Raw genomic sequence first — 16,757 nt, 5'->3', positions numbered from 1 at the left:
TGCGCTCGCCGCGCCGCGCCGCCTCAGCGGTTCGGCTGCGGGGTGAGGCGCAGGTACGGGCGAACGGCGTTGTAGCCCTTGGGGAACTTCTGCTTGAGGACCTCGGGATCCTGGAGCGAGGGGACGATCACCACGTCGTCGCCGTCCTTCCAGTTCGCGGGCGTCGCCACGGAGTGGCTGTCCGTGAGCTGCAGCGAGTCGATGAGGCGCAGGATCTCGTCGAAGTTGCGCCCGGTGCTCGCGGGATAGGTGAACGTCGCGCGGATCTTCTTGTTCGGATCGATGACGAACACCGACCGGACCGTGAGCGTGTCGTTCGCCTGCGGGTGGATCATCCCGTACAGGGAGGACACCTTCCGGTCCACGTCGGCGAGGATCGGGTAGTTCAGCTTCGTGCGCTGCGTCTCCTCGATATCGACGGACCAGCGCTTGTGCGAGTCGACGTCGTCGACGCTCAGGGCGATGGGCTTGACGCCGCGCTTGTCGAACTCCGCCTTGAGGTTGGCGACCGCGCCGAGCTCGGTCGTGCAGACCGGGGTGAAGTCCTTCGGGTGCGAGAACAGGATCACCCACGAATTCCCGGCCCACTCGTGGAACCGGATGGTCCCGTGCGTGGACGCTTGCTCGAAGTCGGGCGCGATGCTTCCGAGTTGCAGGCTCATGACAGTCCCTCCTGGCCGCGGGCCAAATGTCCGCTATGGCGGAGGAATGTCCGCCAAGCCGCGCAGCGTGTCAAGCCGGTCGCTGCCGTCTTTTGCGTCGGCGGGCGGCGCCGGCCGGGGCAGCCGTACGGGCCCTGGGTCGGCGCGCGGGAATTCTGGTGAGGGCGCGGGAATCCGGTGAGGGCGAGATCGCCTCAGAGCGCGCCGACCTCGCGCCGGAAGCCGTCCCAGGGGATCTCCGGCGGCGGGGCGGCGCGCCGTTCGCTTGCCTCGGCTGGCTGCGCCGGGGTGGAGCAAGCGCCGTGCTGCAGCAGGTGGAGGGCCTCTGCGAGGCACGCCTCGTCCTCGTCGCCGAGCTCCGCCTCGAGCGTGTCGGTGACGGGGCAGTCGGGGGCGAAGCCGTCGTAGAAGTCGCCCTCTTGCTTCGCGTTGAGCACCCGGAACGAGATCGGGTGAACGATCTTGTCGCAATAGTCCCACCCGTGCATACCGACGGGCTTGCCGTGCGTCGTCGAGCCGACGATCTTGACGTCGATGTACGCGCGCAGGCTGTTGATCAGCGTCTCGCTCGCGGAGGCCGTGCCGCCGGTGGTGATGACGACCAGCCGGGACAGGGAGAGCGCCGGCTGGTCGAGGTCCTCGAACGAAGCCCGCTTGTCCCACGTGACGTGCCTGTCGTTGTGCGCGGTGATGTCGAGCAGCGCGCCTTTGTCCGCGGGCCGGTGGATCAGGCTCGCGAGGTGCCGCTCGACGGCGAGGCGCCCGCCGCCGTTGTAGCGCAGATCGAGGACGAGCTCGTCGATGTGGTTGGCCCGGAACATCGCGAAGGCGTCGTCGAGCTCTTTCGCGGTGGGCTCGATGAACGTGGTGAGCATGAGGTAACCCACCGTCGCGGACCCCGCCTGCAGGATCCGCGGGCTCATCACCGTGGTGACGCCGTGCACCGCCTTCCGGACGGCGACGGTGAAGACCTCCTTGCCCGCGCGCTCGATCGTCAGCGAGATCTCGTGTCCTTCCTCGTTGGGGCCCGTCACCTCCGACCAGAGGTTGTCGCTCGCCACCTGCTCGACGTCGATCCCGTTGATCGCCAGCACCCTGTCGCCGCGCCGCAGGCCGGCCGCTCCGGCGGGCGAGGCGGGGTGGACCAGCGCGAGCCGGAGGCTGCCCTGCGGGTCGAAGCTCCACCGGTAGCCGAGCCCGAGGGTCTGCCCCTCCCGGAAATAAGCCTCGTAATCGCTCTTGCTCGAGATGTAGCTCCAGCGGTCCCGCGACGGGTCGACGAGATCCCGGAGCAGCGCCTCGGGCGAGGGGTAGGACCGGGGATCGAGGTCCGGCACACGGTCGTACCAGAGGTAGGCGTCCCGCATCAGGTCGAAGAGGAACTGGTTCTGTCCCGGCGTCGAACAGTCGTCCGCGTCGGGCTCCGCGGCGCCTGAAGCGGTGCAGCCTCCGGTCACGGAGGCCGCCAGCGCGAGGGTGCATGTGGAGAGGACCGCAACAAGCTTCGAAGCGACCATGCCGCCCAGCTCATCACGAAGGCAAGGGGCGGGCAATGCCGATGTGGGGACCGGATCGCGCCCAGCGCCGCGTTGCTCCCGCTCGTCCCGACGCGGACGAGCTGGGCGGCGAGGCTCGCTCGCGCGCTGTGCGACGGCGCGCCGGCGCGCCGTCGCCGGCCGCCGGCGCGTCGGCGGGTCAGCTCGCTTGCGCCGCCGCCGCGACCGCCGCCTCGTGCGCCGCGGCGAGCTGCGCGTCGTCGGCCGTGACCCGCGCGAACGAGGGCCGGCTGCAGATCCGGGCGACGTAGGCGGCGATCTCCGGCAGCTCGGGGATGAGCTTGAACTGCGTCATCCACCGGAGCGCCCCACCCCAGAGGATGTCGGCCGCGGAGAACCGCTCGCCGAGCAGGTAGGGGCCCTGTCGGAGCGCCTCCACGAGCGTGCCGAACATCGTGTCGAAGTCGCCGTAAGGCGACATGGCCGGCGGCGCGGGCTCGCGCTTCATCGCGCGATCGGTCATGGCCGGCTCGAAGCAAGACCCGTAGTAGACGAGCCAGCGGAGGTAGGGGCCTCGCTGCGGATCGCGGAGGGCCGGGGCAAGGCCCGCTTCCGGGAAGAGGTCGGCGAGGTAGATGAAGATCGCGACCTGCTCGGTGACGAGCGCGCCGTCGTGCACGATGGCGGGGACCTTCCCGAGCGGGTTCACCGCGAGGTAGGGCGCCTTGCGCTGTTCGCCGGCTTTCATGTTGAGGACGCGCAGCTCGTGCGGCGCGCCGAGCTCGTCGAGGAGGATGCGCGTGCCTGACGCGCGCGTGTGCGGTGAATGATAGAAGACGAGGTTCCCCCGCGTGGGCGTGGTCGAATCAGCCATGTCGTGCCTCCGGGCCGGACCCTACTGCCCGGGATGGGCCCCGTATTGTAAAAGAGCGCCACGCGATGAGCTCGAGCATCCCCCCCGGAGGCCGCACCCTCGGCATCCTGAACCCCGCGGCGGGGTTCAGGCGCTTCGAGCTGCGCCGCCACGCGCCCGCGCCCGATCTGGCCGCGCTCGTCGACTGGCACTGGGTCGTCCGGTGGACGCTCCCCGCGCCGTTCGAGCAGGAGATCCTGCCGCACCCCTGCGTCAACCTGGCGATCCAGGTGAACGGGTCGATCGTGAACGGGCTCGGGACACGGCGCGAGGTCTCCCGGCTCGAGGGGACGGGGCGCGTCGTGGCCACGAAGTTCAAGCCGGGGGGCTTCTTCCCGTTCGCGCGCTGTCCGATGCGCCGGCTGGTCGATCGGGCCGTCCCGCTCGCGGAGGTGTTCGGCGACGCGGCGAACGCGCTGGAGCGCGAGGTGCTCGATCAACCGGACGACCTCCTCGGGGTCCGGGCGATCGAGGCGCTCCTCCGGGAGCACAGGGGTCCTTCGGATCCGGGGCTCGACGAGGCCATGACGCTCGCCGCGCGAGCGCAGGGGGATCGCGACGTCCACCGCGCCGAGGATCTCGCGCGGATCGCGGGGGTCTCGGTCCGCACGCTGCACCGCGCGTTCGAGCGGTACATCGGGGTCGGGCCCAAATGGATCATCCGGCGATCCCGGGTCCAGGAGGCCGCGGAGCGCGTGGCGTCGGGGGCGTCGGTGGCGTGGGCGGCGCTCGCGACCGAGCTCGGGTATCACGATCAGGCGCACTTGATCCGCGATTTCAAGGCGCAGGTCGGGTTCACGCCCGCCGCCTACGCGGCGCGGTGCGCGGCGGCGTCGGCGGCGCGGGGGTGACGCCGTGGGAGGAGCGATGGGAGAGGTCTTGTCGTTGGGCGACGCGGCGCTCTCTAGTCGCGCGTCATCCAGCGACGGCCTCGGAGCAGGGGCCGCAGCGCCGACGGGTCGCGGTGGGTCGGCGCGACGCCCGTCCAGGATTGGAGCGCGCCGAGGGCGAGCGCCTGGTCGGCCGGCGCGAGCGAGAGGATGACGGCGCCGTGGGTGCCGCCAGGCGCGATGAAACGGTGGGAGTCGCGGGCGGCGCCGATGTCGAAGGCGGCCGCGGTGTACGGATCGTTCTCGCCGTAGATGAACAGCAGGCGTTCGCCCTCGGTGGTGAGCCAGGCGGAGATGTCCTGCATCGCCGTGGGATCGAAGAGCGGGGTCTTGCCGGGCCCGGCCTCGACGAACGAGGTGGGCACGTTCGCGCCCGGGTAGAGGAGCAGATCGGCGATGTGCTCCTCGGCGAAGCTCGGATAGCCCAGCTCCGCTGCGGCTTGCCAGTAGTACGGCTCCATGGCGAAGAGGTAGGAGTCGGACCAGAGGCGGGGGGCGTTCGCCTCGTCGAGGAAGGCCCAGACGGCGGCGTCGTCCGAGGCGGAGGTGGGGACGCGGGCGCAGAAGCTCGAGTCCTTGTATTGCCAGAGGGAGAAGACGGACTCGATGACGGCGATGTCCAGGGCCCTGTCGATGCCGAGGAGGTCATAGGTGACGCCGAGCTCGGCGGCCTCGGTTTCCATGAGGTCGAGCATGGCGGGGCGGCGCAGCAGCACCTCGCGCTGGAAGCGCTGGAGGGCCTGCCGGCATGCGGGGTCGCCGCGCTCTGCCACGAAGTCGAGGTAGCGCGGGTCGGAGACGCCGGCGCTGTGCGGGGCCACGTACGCGACGGTGCCGTCGACGTCGGCGGGGTAGAAGCGGCGATGGTAGATCGCGGTCATGCCGCTTTTGCTTGCGCCGGTGGAGATCCAGCGGCCCTCGTAGAGCGGGCGGAGCGACGCGATGACGCGGTGGAGGTCGGCGGCGGCCTGCTCGATGGTGAGCAGCGACCAGTCCGCGGGCGCGGGGCGAGAGGGGGTGAAGAAGCGGTGCTCGACGCGGATCTGGTTGGCGGCGAGCAGCTCGGCGGGCTCGTCGAGCCACTGCGCGTCGGGGTAGAGGTTGTAACCCTCGGTGACGAGGACGACGGGGGCGGCGGGATCGCGGTGGTGCAGGACGAGGCGCTGCTGGAACCGCGCGGCGTCGGGGTGGTCGTGGTCGGCGGGCTGGTCGAGCTCCAGGACGAAGTAGCGGTAGCCCGGGAGGGTCGAGTCGTGCTCGACGGCGGTGAGGCCGTCGAGGGCGTGGAGCTGATCGAGGAGGTCGCGCGAGGCGGTGGGGCCGGTGGGGCCGGTGGGGGCGGTGGGGCCGGTGGGGGCGGTGGGGCCGGTGGGGCCGCCGGTGGGGCCGGTGGTGTCGCCGGTGCCGCCGGTGCCGTCGCCGGTGCCGCCCTCCCCCTGAGCGCCCGCGCTGCCGGTGCCACCGCCCGCGCCAGTTGCACCGCCATCACCGCCACTGCCCTCGGACGGCCGGCCGCTGCCGTCGTCGTCTCCACACGCGGCAGCCGCCAAGGCGGACAGGGTGACAGCAAACCATGTAGCAAAAAGAATGCGCATGTCGGACGCAGGCTACATGAACCGGCGCTCGACTCCTCCGGATTTGATAATAAAATCGCGCATTTGTGGCTGAGTTAACGGGGCATACCCGACCGGGGTTGAGCTCCCGGGATGCCGCATTCTTCCGACCCAGGTTGCGCTGACCCGCTCGGGGTTGGGGCATTTTGTATTTTAATTTACTTATGGCTCGTTTGAGCGGCTCGCCGGCTGCTGCTCACCCGACCGGGGTTGCGAGTCCGATCGCCGACCGGGGTTGAGGTTCCGGCCCGACCGAGGTTGAGGTTCCGCTGCCCGACCGAGGTTGAGGTTCCGCCGCCCGACCGGGGTTGAGGTTCCGCCGCCCGACCGGGGTTGAGGTTCCGCCGCCCGACCGAGGTTGAGGTTCCGCCGCCCGACCGAGGTTGAGGTCCGGCGGAGGTTCCGCCCGCCCGACTGGGGTTGACGTTCCGCCCGCCAACCCAGGTTGCGGCCAACCGTAACTCAGCTCACTCCGCCGCCTCGACCAGCTCCTGACCGTGGTTGCGGTTCGCCGGCCGCGGCAGCCCGTAGTTCTCGCGCAGCGTCCTGCCCTCGTACTCCGTCCTGAACAGCCCGCGCCGCTGCAGGATCGGCACCACGTGCTCCACGAACGCCGCGAGCCCCGACGGCAGCACCGGCGGCATCACGTTGAACCCATCGGCCGCCCCCTGCTCCCACCAGTGCTGGATCGCGTCCGCCACCTGCTCCGGCGTGCCGGCAAACGTCCGATGCCCCCGGCCGCCGCCCAGCCGGCCGATGAGCTGGCGCACCGTCAGCCGCTCCCGCCGCGCCAGGCTCACGATCAGCGTGTAGCGGCTCTTGGCCCCCTCGATCTGATCCTCGCTCGGCAGATCCCTCGGCAGCTCGGCGTCCAGATCGAGCTCCTCCGGCTTCACGCGCAGCGTCTGCGCGAGCTGCCGCTTCGCATACTCCGGCTTGATGAGCCGCTCGAGCTCCGCGTCGAGCGCCTGCGCCTCCGCCTCGGTGGCCCCGATCACCGGCACGATCCCCGGCAAGATCTTGATCGACTCCGGATCGCGCCCCAACCCCCGCACGCGCGCCTTCAGATCGGTATAGAACTGCTGCGCGTCGTCCAGCGTCTGCTGCGCCGTGAACACCGCCTCGGCGTACCGCGCCGCCAGCTCCTTGCCGTCCTCCGACGATCCGGCCTGCACCAGCAACGGATACCCCTGCGGCGGCCGCGGCACGTTGAGCGCCCCCTCGACCTTGAAGTACTTGCCCACGTGCCGCGGCGGATGGATCTTCCGGTCGTCGCCCCAGACGCCGTTCTCCTTGTCGCCGAGCGGCGCGTCGTCGTCCCAGCTGTCCCACAGCTTCAACGACACATCGATGAACTCCGCCGCCCGGGCATACCGGTCGCTGTGCGCCGGCAGCTCGTCCAGATTGAAGTTGCGCGCCGCATCAACGCCCGCGGTCGTGACGATGTTCCACCCGGCGCGCCCCCCGCTGATGTGATCCAGCGACGCGAACCTCCGGGCCAGGTTGAACGGCTCGTTGTACGTGGTCGAGGCGGTGGCGATCAGCCCGACGTGCTCGGTCACGCCCGCGAGCGCCGCGAGCAGCACCGTCGGCTCGAGCGTCCCGGCCGGCCTGCGACCGACGTTGTTCCAGAGGACCGGGCTGTCGGCGAGGAACAGCGAGTCGAGCTTCCCCCGCTCCGCGATGCGGGCCAGGTTCTTGAAATGCTCGATGTTCGTGTTCGCGAACGGATCGCTCTCCGGCAAGCGCCACGAGGCCTCGTGGTGGCCTACGCTCATGAGAAACGCGTTGAGATGCAGTCGTCCGGGCCGATGGGTCACGGGGCACTCCCTTCCAGTTCAGAGCTCGAATCGGTGTCTTCGGTCGAGGCCGCGGCCGGCGCCACACCCAGCGCGGCCAGCAGCGACTCGCGGTACGCGAGGAAGCGGGGATCGCGGAGCGGGCGCGGGGCCGGCAGATCGATGCGCTGCTCCCCGGCGATGCGGCCGCCTTCGAGCACCAGCACCCGGTCGGCGAGCGCGATCGCCTCGTCGACGTCGTGGGTGACCAGCAGCACGGCCGGCCGGTGCCGCGCGCACAGCTCGCGCAGCAGATCGTGCATGCGCATCCGGGTCAGGGCGTCGAGCGCGCCGAACGGCTCGTCGGCCAGCACGAGCTCCGGGTCGCGCACCAGCGACCGCGCCAGCGCCACCCGCTGCTGCTCGCCGCCGGACAGCTCGACAGGCCACGCGCGCTCCCGCCCCGCGAGCCCGACCTCCGCGAGCGCCGCCTCCCCGCGCGCCCGCGCCGACGGCGCGTCGAGCCCCAGGATCACGTTGTCGAGCACCCGCGCCCACGGCAAGAGCCGCGTGTCCTGGAACACGACCGCTCGATTCTCCGGCACGTGCAGCTCGCCCGAGCCGGTCACCTCCACATCGAGCTCGGCGATCGCCCGCAGCAGCGTGCTCTTGCCGGAGCCGCTCCGGCCGAGCAGCGCGACGAACTCGCCCCGCTGGATCTCGAGATCGATGCCGTCGAGGACCGTGCGGGCGCCAAAGCGGCGAACCAGGTTGCGGATCCGCACCGTGGGCGGCGGCGCGGTCAGCCGGCCAGGATGCGACGCCATGACAGGGTCCTTCTCTCGATGAGCCGCACGGCCGAGTCGGAGGCCAGGCCGAACAGCCCATACACGACGAGCCCGAGGAGGATGATCTCCGTCTGGCCGTAAGAGCGGGCCAGCGACATCATGTGACCGATGCCGCTCGTGGCGTTGATCTGCTCGACCACGACGAGCGCCAGCCACGCGCCGGTGACCGCCAGCCGGAGGCCCATGAGGAAGCCCGGCAGCGCCCCCGGCAAGGCCACCTTCCGGATGAACTGCCACCGCGTCAGGCGGACCGTCTCGGCCAGCTCCACGTAGCGCGCGTCGATGGTGCGCAGCGCGGCGTGGGTGTGCACGTAGACCGGGATGACCACGCCGAGGGCGATGGTGAGCACCTTCATCTGCTCGCCGATGCCGAACCACAGGATCAGCAGCGGAATCAGCGCGAGCGTCGGTATCGCGCGCTTGATCTGCACCGGCCCGTCCACGAGCGCCTCGCCGACGCGGGTCAGCCCGGAGAGCAGCGCCAGGACCGTACCGAGGCCGACCCCGAGGGCGAGCCCCAGGAACGCGCGCTGCGCCGACGTGAGGAGGTTCGACAGGAGCCGCCCGTCGGCGATCAGGTCGCGCGCCGTGCTCACCACGGTCCACGGCGCGGAGAGCACGCGCGCGTCGAGCGCGCCGGTCGCCGACGCGGCGGCCCAGACGGCGATCAGCAGCGCCGGGCCGAGCGCCAGGCCGTACGGGATGCGGCGGCCAGGGCCGAGCCGGCGCGGCGAGCGGCGGACGGCGGACGGGCCGCGGGCCGGCGGCGCGCTCGCGCCGAGCTGCGGCGAGGAGATCTCGGCCGTCGCGGTGAGATCCGGGATGCTGACGAGGCGCGGCGATGAGGCCCTCGTGGGCAGTGCGGTGGTCATGGCGTGCTCCTCCCGGCCGTCGCCGGCCGGTCCGTCGGTCCGGCGCCCTGGGCGGCGCCGGCCACCTCCGCCCCGATCGTCTGGAAGCGAAGGTCGAAGATCGTCCTGGCCTCGAAGCGCTTCTGGCCAGAGGCCTCGGCGAGCAGATCGACGGTCTCCTGGGTCAGCGCGATCGCCTCGGTCCAGTCGGCCGGATACTGCGGTTTGCCGGCGGACTCGATGAGGAAGCGCCCTTCCCTGGCCGTCAGGCCCTGATCCTTGACGTAATAGGCCTCGATCCACGCCTCCGGGTGCTCGTACGCCCACAGCTGCGCCCTGGTCCGCCACTTGGCGTACTCGGCCAGCGCGGCCGCCTTGTCGGCGTTCTCCAGCACGGCCCTGCGCACGTAGAAGAAGCTGAGGTTGTCGCGGACCCCGTGCGGGATCGACGAGGCGCCCTCGGCGCGGTACTCGTTCAGGTAGCGCAGGAGGATGATGCCGGACAGCGGCGCGACGTCGACCTGGCGGCTGGTGAGCGCCTCCTTGAACTCGCTGCTGCTCAGCTGGACGAGCGTGACGTCCTGCGGCGACAGCCCGGCCTTCTTGAGGACGCGCTGGACGAGCGCGCCCTGCGCCTGCCCCGGCGAATACGCGATCTTCTTGCCGCGGAGATCCTGGACCGACGCGAGCCGCACGCCCGGCGCCGTGGCCAGCTCGTAGATGGTTTTTTCCCGGACCTGCACCGTGATGATCTTCACGTCGAGCCCGGTGAAGGTGGCGTGGATGGGCGGCGTGTCGCCGACCGCGCCCGCGTCGAGGGCGCCGGCGCGAAACGCCTCGACCGTCTGCGGTCCACCGCTGATGTTCTGCCAGTCGACGCGGAACGGCAGCCGGTCGATGTCGCCCGAGAGCTGGAGTTGCTTCTGCACGGTCGGATCACCGATGCTGAGCCGCGTCTCCCGCGGGAACTCGGCCGGGATCGCGGCGTCCAGGGCGAGCCGGGCGCCGGCGCTCGCCTCGCCCTCGCGCTTGCACCCGGGCAGGGCGAGCAGCGCCGCGAGCACCAGAAGAAAGCGTTTCCTGTCGATGAACGTGCGCAGATGGACCTCGGTGCGCGGCTGGAAGCGGGGCCGCTCCTCGGGCGTCCGGGCGCCGCCCCGCCGCCGGAGGGGGTTCCGTGAGAGACGCTGAGAGGAGCTGCGGTGAAGGCGGTGGATGCGACCCTTCCGCGGGAGCGCCGCGCGGTCTCAGAACAGCAACACCCATGCCGCCCTGCGACTCGCCCCCTGGCGGCGGCGGTCCCTGGGCCCGCGCCCACCGCCGCGCGGCGCCCGGCGGCGGGGCTGCGGGCGCGTTGCTTCCCCAGAAGCAGCCGGTGGTGATCCGCTGCTCGGGCGCGAGCACGGCCGGCGTCCGTCCGATCGGGAGACGCGGCCACGGTCCGGTCCGACCGGGAGACGCGGCCGGGAGCGGCGACGGACGAGCCCGCTATCGCGCGGCGGAGGCCTCGCGCCGCCCCTGGACGCCGAACGCGTCGAGCAGGTAGTCGCGGAAGGCGCGGATCTTCGACGGCAGGAAGCGCGTCCCCGGATGCACGAGGTAGAGGGGAGCAGCGCCGTCGATCGCGTGATCCTTGAGCACGGGCACGAGCCGCTTCGCGTCGAGATCGCTCCGCACGTTGACCGCGGGGACGAGCGCGATCCCGGCCCCGGCCAGCGCGACCTCGCGACAGAAGGAGTAGTCGGACGCCGCGATCGCCGCGCGCACCCGGAGCTCGGCGCGGTCGCCGCCGTCGCGCGGCTGCAGCGCGATCGTCGCGTGCCCGCGGGTGGTCTGGGCCAGGAGCAGCCGGTGCCCCGCGAGGTCCTCGGGCCTGCGCACGGGCCCGTGCTTGCGGAGGTAGGCCGGCGCCGCGAACAGCCCCATCTCGATGTGCTGCAGCCTGTAGGCGATGAGCGACGAGTCCGGGAGGCTCGCGGTCGCGCGCAGGGCCACGTCGATCTGGTGGGCGTCGAAGTCGAGGAGCGCCTCGGTGAGGAGCATCTCCACCGAGATCTCCGGGTAGCGCTCCGCGAAGCCCGCGGAGAGCGGCGCCAGCAGGCTCAGCCCGAGATCGAACGGCGCGGTCACCCGGAGGTGCCCGCTCGGCTTGGCGCGCGCCTGCTGCAGCGCCGCGTTCGCGTCCTCCAGGAGCTCGAGCGCCCGGCCCACCCGCATCCGGTAGGCGAGGCCGTCCTCCGTGGCCTGCACGCGCCGCGGGCTGCGCCGGAGCAGCTCCACGCCGAGCGCGTGCTCCAGGCGGGTGATGCGGCGGCTGACGCTGCCCTTGGTCTCCCCCAGCGTCCTCGCGGCCGCCGTGATCGACCCGAGATCCACGACCAGGCAAAAAGCCCGCAGATCGAGCAAATCTGCGTCGATGGTTTCCTTTTTGACAACCTGGCGTTTCATTGTGGGGGCATTGTACCATTCTCGGAAACGTCCTAGGGTTCGCTCATGGATCGCCGGGCCGCGTTGAAGCTCCTCCTCGCCGCGGGCGGGGCCGCGCCCATCGCGGGCGCCTGCGGGCGCTCGACGCCGACGACATCGAGCTCGGCTTCGACAACCGGCGCGACGTCGATCGCGACCGAGGGAGGTTCCATGTCCGAGACCCATGACAAGGCCCACGCGGGGCGCATGCCGGCCCTGTTCCTCGCGCACGGCTCTCCGTTCCTGCTCGACGATCGCGCGTGGGTGGCCGAGCTCCGCGCCTGGGCGCAGGCGATGCCGCGCCCCAAGGCGATCTTGATGCTCTCGGCCCACTGGGTCGACGCGCCGGCCACCCTCGGCGCCACCGAGACCGTGCCCCTCGTCTATGACTTCTACAACTTCCCCGAGAAGTATTACCGCGTGACGTACCCCGCGCCTGGCGCCCCCGCGCTCGCCCGGCGCGTCCGGGAGCTGCTCGGCCGCGTCGGGCCGGTCGCCGAGGATCCGCGCCGGGGCCTCGATCACGGGGCCTATGTGCCGCTCGTCTGCATGTACCCGGACGCGGAGATACCCGTGCTCCAGATCTCGTTACCGACGCTTTCTCCAGCCCCTCTCCTCGAGATGGGCCGAGCGCTCGCGCCGCTGCGCGATGAGGGGGTGCTGCTGATCGGCAGCGGTTTCTTGACGCATAACCTGCGCGCGGCAGACTGGCGCGGTGATGCGGTCGCGCAGCCCTGGGCCACGGAGTTCGATGCCTGGTGCGCCGAGGTCCTCGGGCGCCGGGACGTGGACGCGCTGCTCGATTACCGCAGGCGCGCGCCGGGCGTGAAGATGGCGCTCCCGACGCACGAGCATTTCGTACCGGTCGTCGCCGCCCTCGGGGCGTCGATCGACGTGAGCGAGGCGGCGGCGTTCCCCATTACGGGGCTCACCTACGGCTCGTTCACCAAGCGTTCTGTGCAGTTTGGATGACCGACAAGGAGAATGTCTCTCATGATCACGACCCGCATCGTTCGCCTCGCGCTCCCCGCCGCCCTCCTGCTCTCGCTCGCGGGCTGCGAGGATCCGACGAAGGACAAGCCCAAGGCGACCGTCTCGTCCGCCGCGCCGGCGCAGACGCAGGCCGCCGCGCCCACCGGCGCCGCCGAGACGTTCCCCATCGACGCGGCCGCGTCGACCATCGGCTTCGTCGGCTCGAAGGTCACCGGCAAGCACGAGGGCAAGTTCGAGAAGATCTCGGGCTCGATCACGCTCGCCGGCGGCAAGGCCGCGGGCGGCAAGCTCAGCATCGAGGCCGACACCGCGTCGGTGAAGACCGACGCGGAGAAGCTCGACGGCCACCTCAAGTCGGCGGATTTCTTCGACGTCGAGAAGTTCCCGAAGGCGAGCTTCACCTCGACCGAGATCAAGGCCGGTGGGGACAACGGCGCGACGCACACCGTCACCGGCGAGCTCGATCTGCACGGGGTGAAGAAGACCATCACCTTCCCCGCGACCATTACCGAGGGCGCCGACGCCGTGTCGGGGAACGCCGAGTTCGTGATCAACCGGAAGGATTTCGGGATCGTCTATCCGGGCAAGCAGGACGACCTGATCCGCGACGACGTGCTGCTCAAGCTCTCGCTCAAGGCGCCGCGCAAGCAGGGCTGAGCGCCGGCGGAGGACCGGGTGCGCCGCCCGCGCCGGCGGCGCGGGCTCACTCGCACAGAGCCGTGTCGACGAGGTCGAGGATCTCCAGGTAGGCCTCCTCGGCGCCCTCTTCGCCATACAGGAAGTACGGCAGCACCGTGACGGCGACGGTGACGGCGCGGCCGTCGTCGGTAACGCCGCCGCGGGTGTGGTAGCCGGGGATGTCGCCGCCGTGGCCCCAGACGACGCCGCCGCAGCTCAGCGGGGTGCTGATCACGCCGAGCCCGTACTGGGCGCCGGGCCACATGCCGGGGGCGTCGACGGTGGTGCGCAGCGCCTCGAGCTCTGCCGGCTCGAGCAGCTCGCCGCCGAAGAGGGCGCCAAAGAAGCGGTTGAGGTCGCTCGGGGTCCCGATCACCTGTCCGGCGGCCCATCCCCAGGACGTGTCCAGCTCGGTGACGTCCTGCAGCGGCTCACGAGGCACGTCCGTGTGATAGCCCTTCACATGGCATCCCCGGATGTCCTGCTCCCCGACGTCGGGAAGATAGGTGTCGCGCAGCCCGATGCGGTCGATGATCCGGCGCGTGATCTCCTCGTTGAGCGGGCGGCCGGTGACCTTCTCGACGATCAACCCGGCGAGGACGTAGTTGGTGTTGCTGTACGCCCATTCGGTGCCGGGGGCCTTCCCCGGCTGCGACAACCCCATGTCGAGCAGGGTGTAGGGGTCGAAGTAGGTGTGCTGGATCTTGAAGACGCCCTCGGCCAGGAGCACATCGTCGTAGTCGGGCAGCCCGCTCGTGTGCTGCAGCAGCTGCCGGACCGTGATCTCGCGGCCGTCGATGCCCTCGCCGCGCACCAGGTCTGGCAGGTACGTCTCGACCGGCACGTCGAGGTCGACCTTGCCTTCGCCGACGAGCTGCAGGACGACCACGGCGGTGAAGGTCTTGCTGTTGCTTCCGAAGCGCACCAGCCCATCGACGGGCACCTTCGCCTGCGTCTCCAGGTCGGCGACACCGGCGGCGTAGTGATGGGTATTCCCGTCGGGGTCAACGACGGCGGCCAGGACGGCGGGGTACTTGCGGTCGCTCACCATGCTGTCCATGACCTGCTGCACGGGGTCGTCAGGATCGGTGTTGGCGCCGGTCGTGGAGCCGTCGGAGCACTCGCCCGGCGCGGTGTCATCACCGCCATTGCCGCCCTCGCCGCCGTTGCCGCCGTTGCCGCCCTCGCCGTCGTTGCCGCCCTCGCCGTCGTTGCCGCCCTCGCCGTCGTTGCCGCCCTCGCCGCCGCCGCTCACGCTGCTCGTCGCGTCGGTGTTCGCCGGGGCCTCGTCGTCGTCGCAGCCCGCGAGCAGGGCCGAGGAGCCGAGCAGCGCCGAGAGCAGGGCCGCCGAGAAGACATTGCGCAAGCGCCTCTCAGCGGCGCCGGCGACACGGGTCCTCGGAGAGGTCAAACGATGGTGCATGGAATTCATGTTCAGCTCCTGTTCGGTTGCGGGCGCCCTCGGCTCACCGCTGCGCGCCTGCGGCTCGCGCCGCCGGGCCTCGCTGCGTCTCATGGGAGAGCGCCGCTCGATTTCGTAACTCTGTTCCCGGACTCGCGACGATCGTTCACGCCTCGATACGATTTTTACTTCGATGCCCGCTGCGGATCACGCCAGCACGGCTGTCGTGACCACCGGCGCGAGGGCGCGCTCGAGGCTCAATCGCACAGGGCGGAGTCCGTGAGGGCGAGGACGTTCTCGTAGACGGCGTAGGCCTGCTCGCGGGTTTGCACGCCGGGCACGGCGGAGGGCAGCGCCGTGACGGCGACCGTGACGGCGCGGCCGTCCTCGGCCACGCCGCCGCTGGTCTCGTAGCCGAAGATGTCGCCGCCATGGCCCCAGACGACGCCGCCGCAGCGCAGCGGGAGGCTGCTCAGCCCGAGCCCGTACCGGTAGCCGGGCCACTGGTTGGATGCGTCGACGGTGGCGCGCATCTCCTCGAGCTCCGCCGGCTCGAGCAGCTCGCCGCCGAGCAGGGCGGTGAAGAAACGGTTCATGTCGCTCGGGGTGGAGATCATGTTTCCGGAGGCCCCGGCGATGGACGGGTCCAGCTCGGTGACGTCGCGCAGCGGCTCGCCGAGGTTCGCGTGATAGCCCCTGGGATGGCACCTCCGAATGCCCTGCTCGCCGACCTCGGGGACGTAGGTGTCGCGCAGCCCGATGCGATCGATGATCCGGCGCGTGACCTCCTCGGCCAGAGGGCGGCCGGTGACCTTCTCGACGAGCAGGCCAGCGATGATGTAGTTGGTGTTGCTGTACGCCCATTCGGTGCCGGGAGCTGTCCCGGGCTGCGTCAGCGCCAGGTCGAGCAGCGCGCGGGGCTGGACGTAGGTGCGAATGGCCTTGAAGAGGTCGTCACCCAGGAGCAACCCGACGAAATCGGGCAGCCCGCTCTCGTGCCGCAGCAGCTGCCGCACCGTGATCTCGCGGCCGTCGATGCCCTCGCCGCGGATGAGGTCCGGCAGGTACGTCTCGATCGGCGCGTCGAGGTCGACCTTGCCCTCGCCGACGAGCTGCAGGACGACCACGGCGGTGAAGGGCTTGGTGTTGCTCCCGATGCGCACCTGCCCGTCGACAGGCACCTTCGCCTGCGTCTCCAGGTCGCCGACGCCGGCCGTGTAGTGACGGGTCTTCCCGTCGAGATCGCGGACGGCGACGAGCACGGCAGGGAACTTGTCGTCGCGCACCAGGCGGTCCATGGCTCGCTGGACCGGATCGTCCGGATCGGTGTTGGCCTCGATCGTGGAGTCACCGGCGCACTCGACCGGCGGTCTGCCGCCGCCGACGCCGGCGTCATCGCCGCCACCGCCGCTCGCATCGCCGCCGGTGCCTTCGCCGCCACCGCCGGCCGTGCCGCTCGCGACGTCCGTGCTCGCCGGGGTCCCGCCAGCGTCGGAGCAGCCCGCGAGCAGGGTCGAGGTGCCGAGCAGCGACGAGGCGAGGATCATCGAGAACACCCCTCGCAAGCACCTCGTTGCCGCGCCGGCGCCCTGCGTTGTCGGAGAAGTGAAGTAATGGTCGATGGATTTCATGATCGGCTCCTGGTCGTGTGCGGGCGTCCCCGGATCACCGGCGCTCGCTCGCGGCTCGCGCCGGGCGTCGCCATGTGGATTGAAGGGCGCCGTTCGATTTCGGAGCTCTGTTCCCGGACTCGTGAGGATCGTTCAACTCCGGAGGCGAACTTCTCTTCAAAACGCCACCGGAGATTCACCGAGCGCCGCTGGGCGCGCTACAGCGGAGTCCCGCGCGTGAGCTCGCGCCTCGACGCCGAGATGCGCTTCGTCGAGCGGCGCCTCAAGCTCTCTCTGGTTCTGGAGGAGGGTAGACCGAGGGGCGCGTGTTCGTCGAGGCCTCCGCTTCCTGAACGACGCGGAGCTAGTCAGTCGACCGCACACCACCCAGCCCTCTTCCGCGGCGCGGGCCCGCGCTTCGCCCGGAGCATCGCTGCAAGGCGAGCGGCCGCGGCCAGCGTGGCCCCGGGGATGAGCGATGCTGGGGCAGCGCCGTGGTGTCCAGGTTTCCTCAAGCCAAACTTCATGTGCATAGGCAGGCCCTCGTCAGGAGGAGA

At 70.9% G+C, this 16,757-nt stretch carries 15 protein-coding genes; 3 read left to right on the top strand and 12 right to left on the bottom strand.

Going from position 1 to position 16,757, the window contains the following annotated elements; all coding sequences use genetic code 11:
- Positions 1–23: 23 nt before the first annotated feature.
- The 3 genes from WME98_RS25285 to WME98_RS25275 form a co-directional block, all read right to left on the bottom strand.
- Entirely contained in the window at positions 24–662 is a 639-nt protein-coding gene (locus WME98_RS25285) for a peroxiredoxin (protein WP_061626120.1), read from the bottom strand.
- A 194-nt stretch (positions 663–856) separates the two neighbouring features.
- Positions 857–2,179, bottom strand: a complete 1,323-nt coding sequence (locus WME98_RS25280) for a S41 family peptidase (RefSeq protein WP_437953634.1) — start codon at positions 2,177–2,179, stop codon at positions 857–859.
- A gap of 178 nt (positions 2,180–2,357) precedes the next feature.
- The gene (locus tag WME98_RS25275; protein WP_437953633.1) at positions 2,358–3,032 is read right to left on the bottom strand and encodes a glutathione S-transferase family protein; all 675 of its coding nucleotides are present in this window, start codon (positions 3,030–3,032) and stop codon (positions 2,358–2,360) included.
- A gap of 65 nt (positions 3,033–3,097) precedes the next feature.
- Here WME98_RS25275 and WME98_RS25270 point away from each other — a divergent pair, with 65 nt between their 5' ends.
- Entirely contained in the window at positions 3,098–3,922 is an 825-nt protein-coding gene (locus tag WME98_RS25270; RefSeq protein ID WP_437953632.1) for an AraC family transcriptional regulator, read from the top strand.
- 53 nt (positions 3,923–3,975) lie between these two features.
- Here the strand turns inward: WME98_RS25270 and WME98_RS25265 are convergent, their stop codons facing one another.
- The 7 genes from WME98_RS25265 to WME98_RS25235 form a co-directional block, all read right to left on the bottom strand.
- A complete protein-coding gene (locus tag WME98_RS25265) occupies positions 3,976–5,556 on the bottom strand; it encodes a S28 family serine protease (protein WP_437953631.1) in 1,581 nt (526 codons plus the stop codon).
- Between the two features lie 485 nt (positions 5,557–6,041).
- Positions 6,042–7,352, bottom strand: coding sequence for an LLM class flavin-dependent oxidoreductase (locus WME98_RS25260; protein ID WP_437953630.1), 1,311 nt, complete (start codon positions 7,350–7,352; stop codon positions 6,042–6,044).
- Between the two features lie 38 nt (positions 7,353–7,390).
- Positions 7,391–8,179, bottom strand: coding sequence for an ABC transporter ATP-binding protein (locus tag WME98_RS25255; protein ID WP_437953629.1), 789 nt, complete (start codon positions 8,177–8,179; stop codon positions 7,391–7,393).
- Complete coding sequence (locus tag WME98_RS25250) at positions 8,155–9,072, bottom strand: ABC transporter permease subunit (protein ID WP_437953628.1); 918 nt, start codon at positions 9,070–9,072, stop codon at positions 8,155–8,157. The genes WME98_RS25255 and WME98_RS25250 overlap by 25 nt, the downstream gene beginning before the upstream one ends.
- A complete protein-coding gene (locus WME98_RS25245) occupies positions 9,069–10,115 on the bottom strand; it encodes an ABC transporter substrate-binding protein (protein WP_437953627.1) in 1,047 nt (348 codons plus the stop codon). Before WME98_RS25245 ends, WME98_RS25250 begins: the two co-directional genes overlap by 4 nt.
- Positions 10,116–10,539: 424 nt before the next feature.
- Complete coding sequence (locus WME98_RS25240) at positions 10,540–11,499, bottom strand: LysR family transcriptional regulator (protein WP_437335491.1); 960 nt, start codon at positions 11,497–11,499, stop codon at positions 10,540–10,542.
- A gap of 32 nt (positions 11,500–11,531) precedes the next feature.
- Entirely contained in the window at positions 11,532–11,690 is a 159-nt protein-coding gene (locus tag WME98_RS25235; protein ID WP_437953626.1) for a hypothetical protein, read from the bottom strand.
- On the opposite strand from WME98_RS25235, the gene WME98_RS25230 reads away from it, so the two are divergent.
- Together WME98_RS25230 and WME98_RS25225 are read left to right on the top strand one after the other, a co-directional pair.
- A complete protein-coding gene (locus WME98_RS25230; RefSeq protein ID WP_437953625.1) occupies positions 11,689–12,489 on the top strand; it encodes a dioxygenase family protein in 801 nt (266 codons plus the stop codon). The two genes, WME98_RS25235 and WME98_RS25230, sit on opposite strands and share 2 nt — an antisense overlap.
- A 21-nt stretch (positions 12,490–12,510) precedes the next feature.
- Positions 12,511–13,167: a YceI family protein gene (locus WME98_RS25225; RefSeq protein ID WP_061626113.1), complete on the top strand. Its 657-nt coding sequence runs from the start codon at positions 12,511–12,513 to the stop codon at positions 13,165–13,167.
- 46 nt (positions 13,168–13,213) lie between these two features.
- On the opposite strand, the gene WME98_RS25220 is transcribed toward WME98_RS25225, so the two are convergent.
- Positions 13,214–14,620 carry a serine hydrolase domain-containing protein gene (locus WME98_RS25220; protein ID WP_437953624.1) on the bottom strand — a complete coding sequence of 469 codons (1,407 nt, stop codon included), beginning with the start codon at positions 14,618–14,620 and terminating at the stop codon, positions 13,214–13,216.
- A 227-nt stretch (positions 14,621–14,847) separates the two neighbouring features.
- Positions 14,848–16,221: a serine hydrolase domain-containing protein gene (locus WME98_RS25215; RefSeq protein WP_437953623.1), complete on the bottom strand. Its 1,374-nt coding sequence runs from the start codon at positions 16,219–16,221 to the stop codon at positions 14,848–14,850.
- Positions 16,222–16,757 lie beyond the last annotated feature (536 nt).

The sequence above is a fragment of the Sorangium sp. So ce296 genome (assembly GCF_051529605.1).
Classification (GTDB): domain Bacteria; phylum Myxococcota_A; class Polyangia; order Polyangiales; family Polyangiaceae; genus Sorangium; species Sorangium cellulosum_D.
The sequence above is the reverse complement of the archived record's forward strand: the minus strand, read 5'-3'. Positions and strand labels throughout refer to the sequence as shown.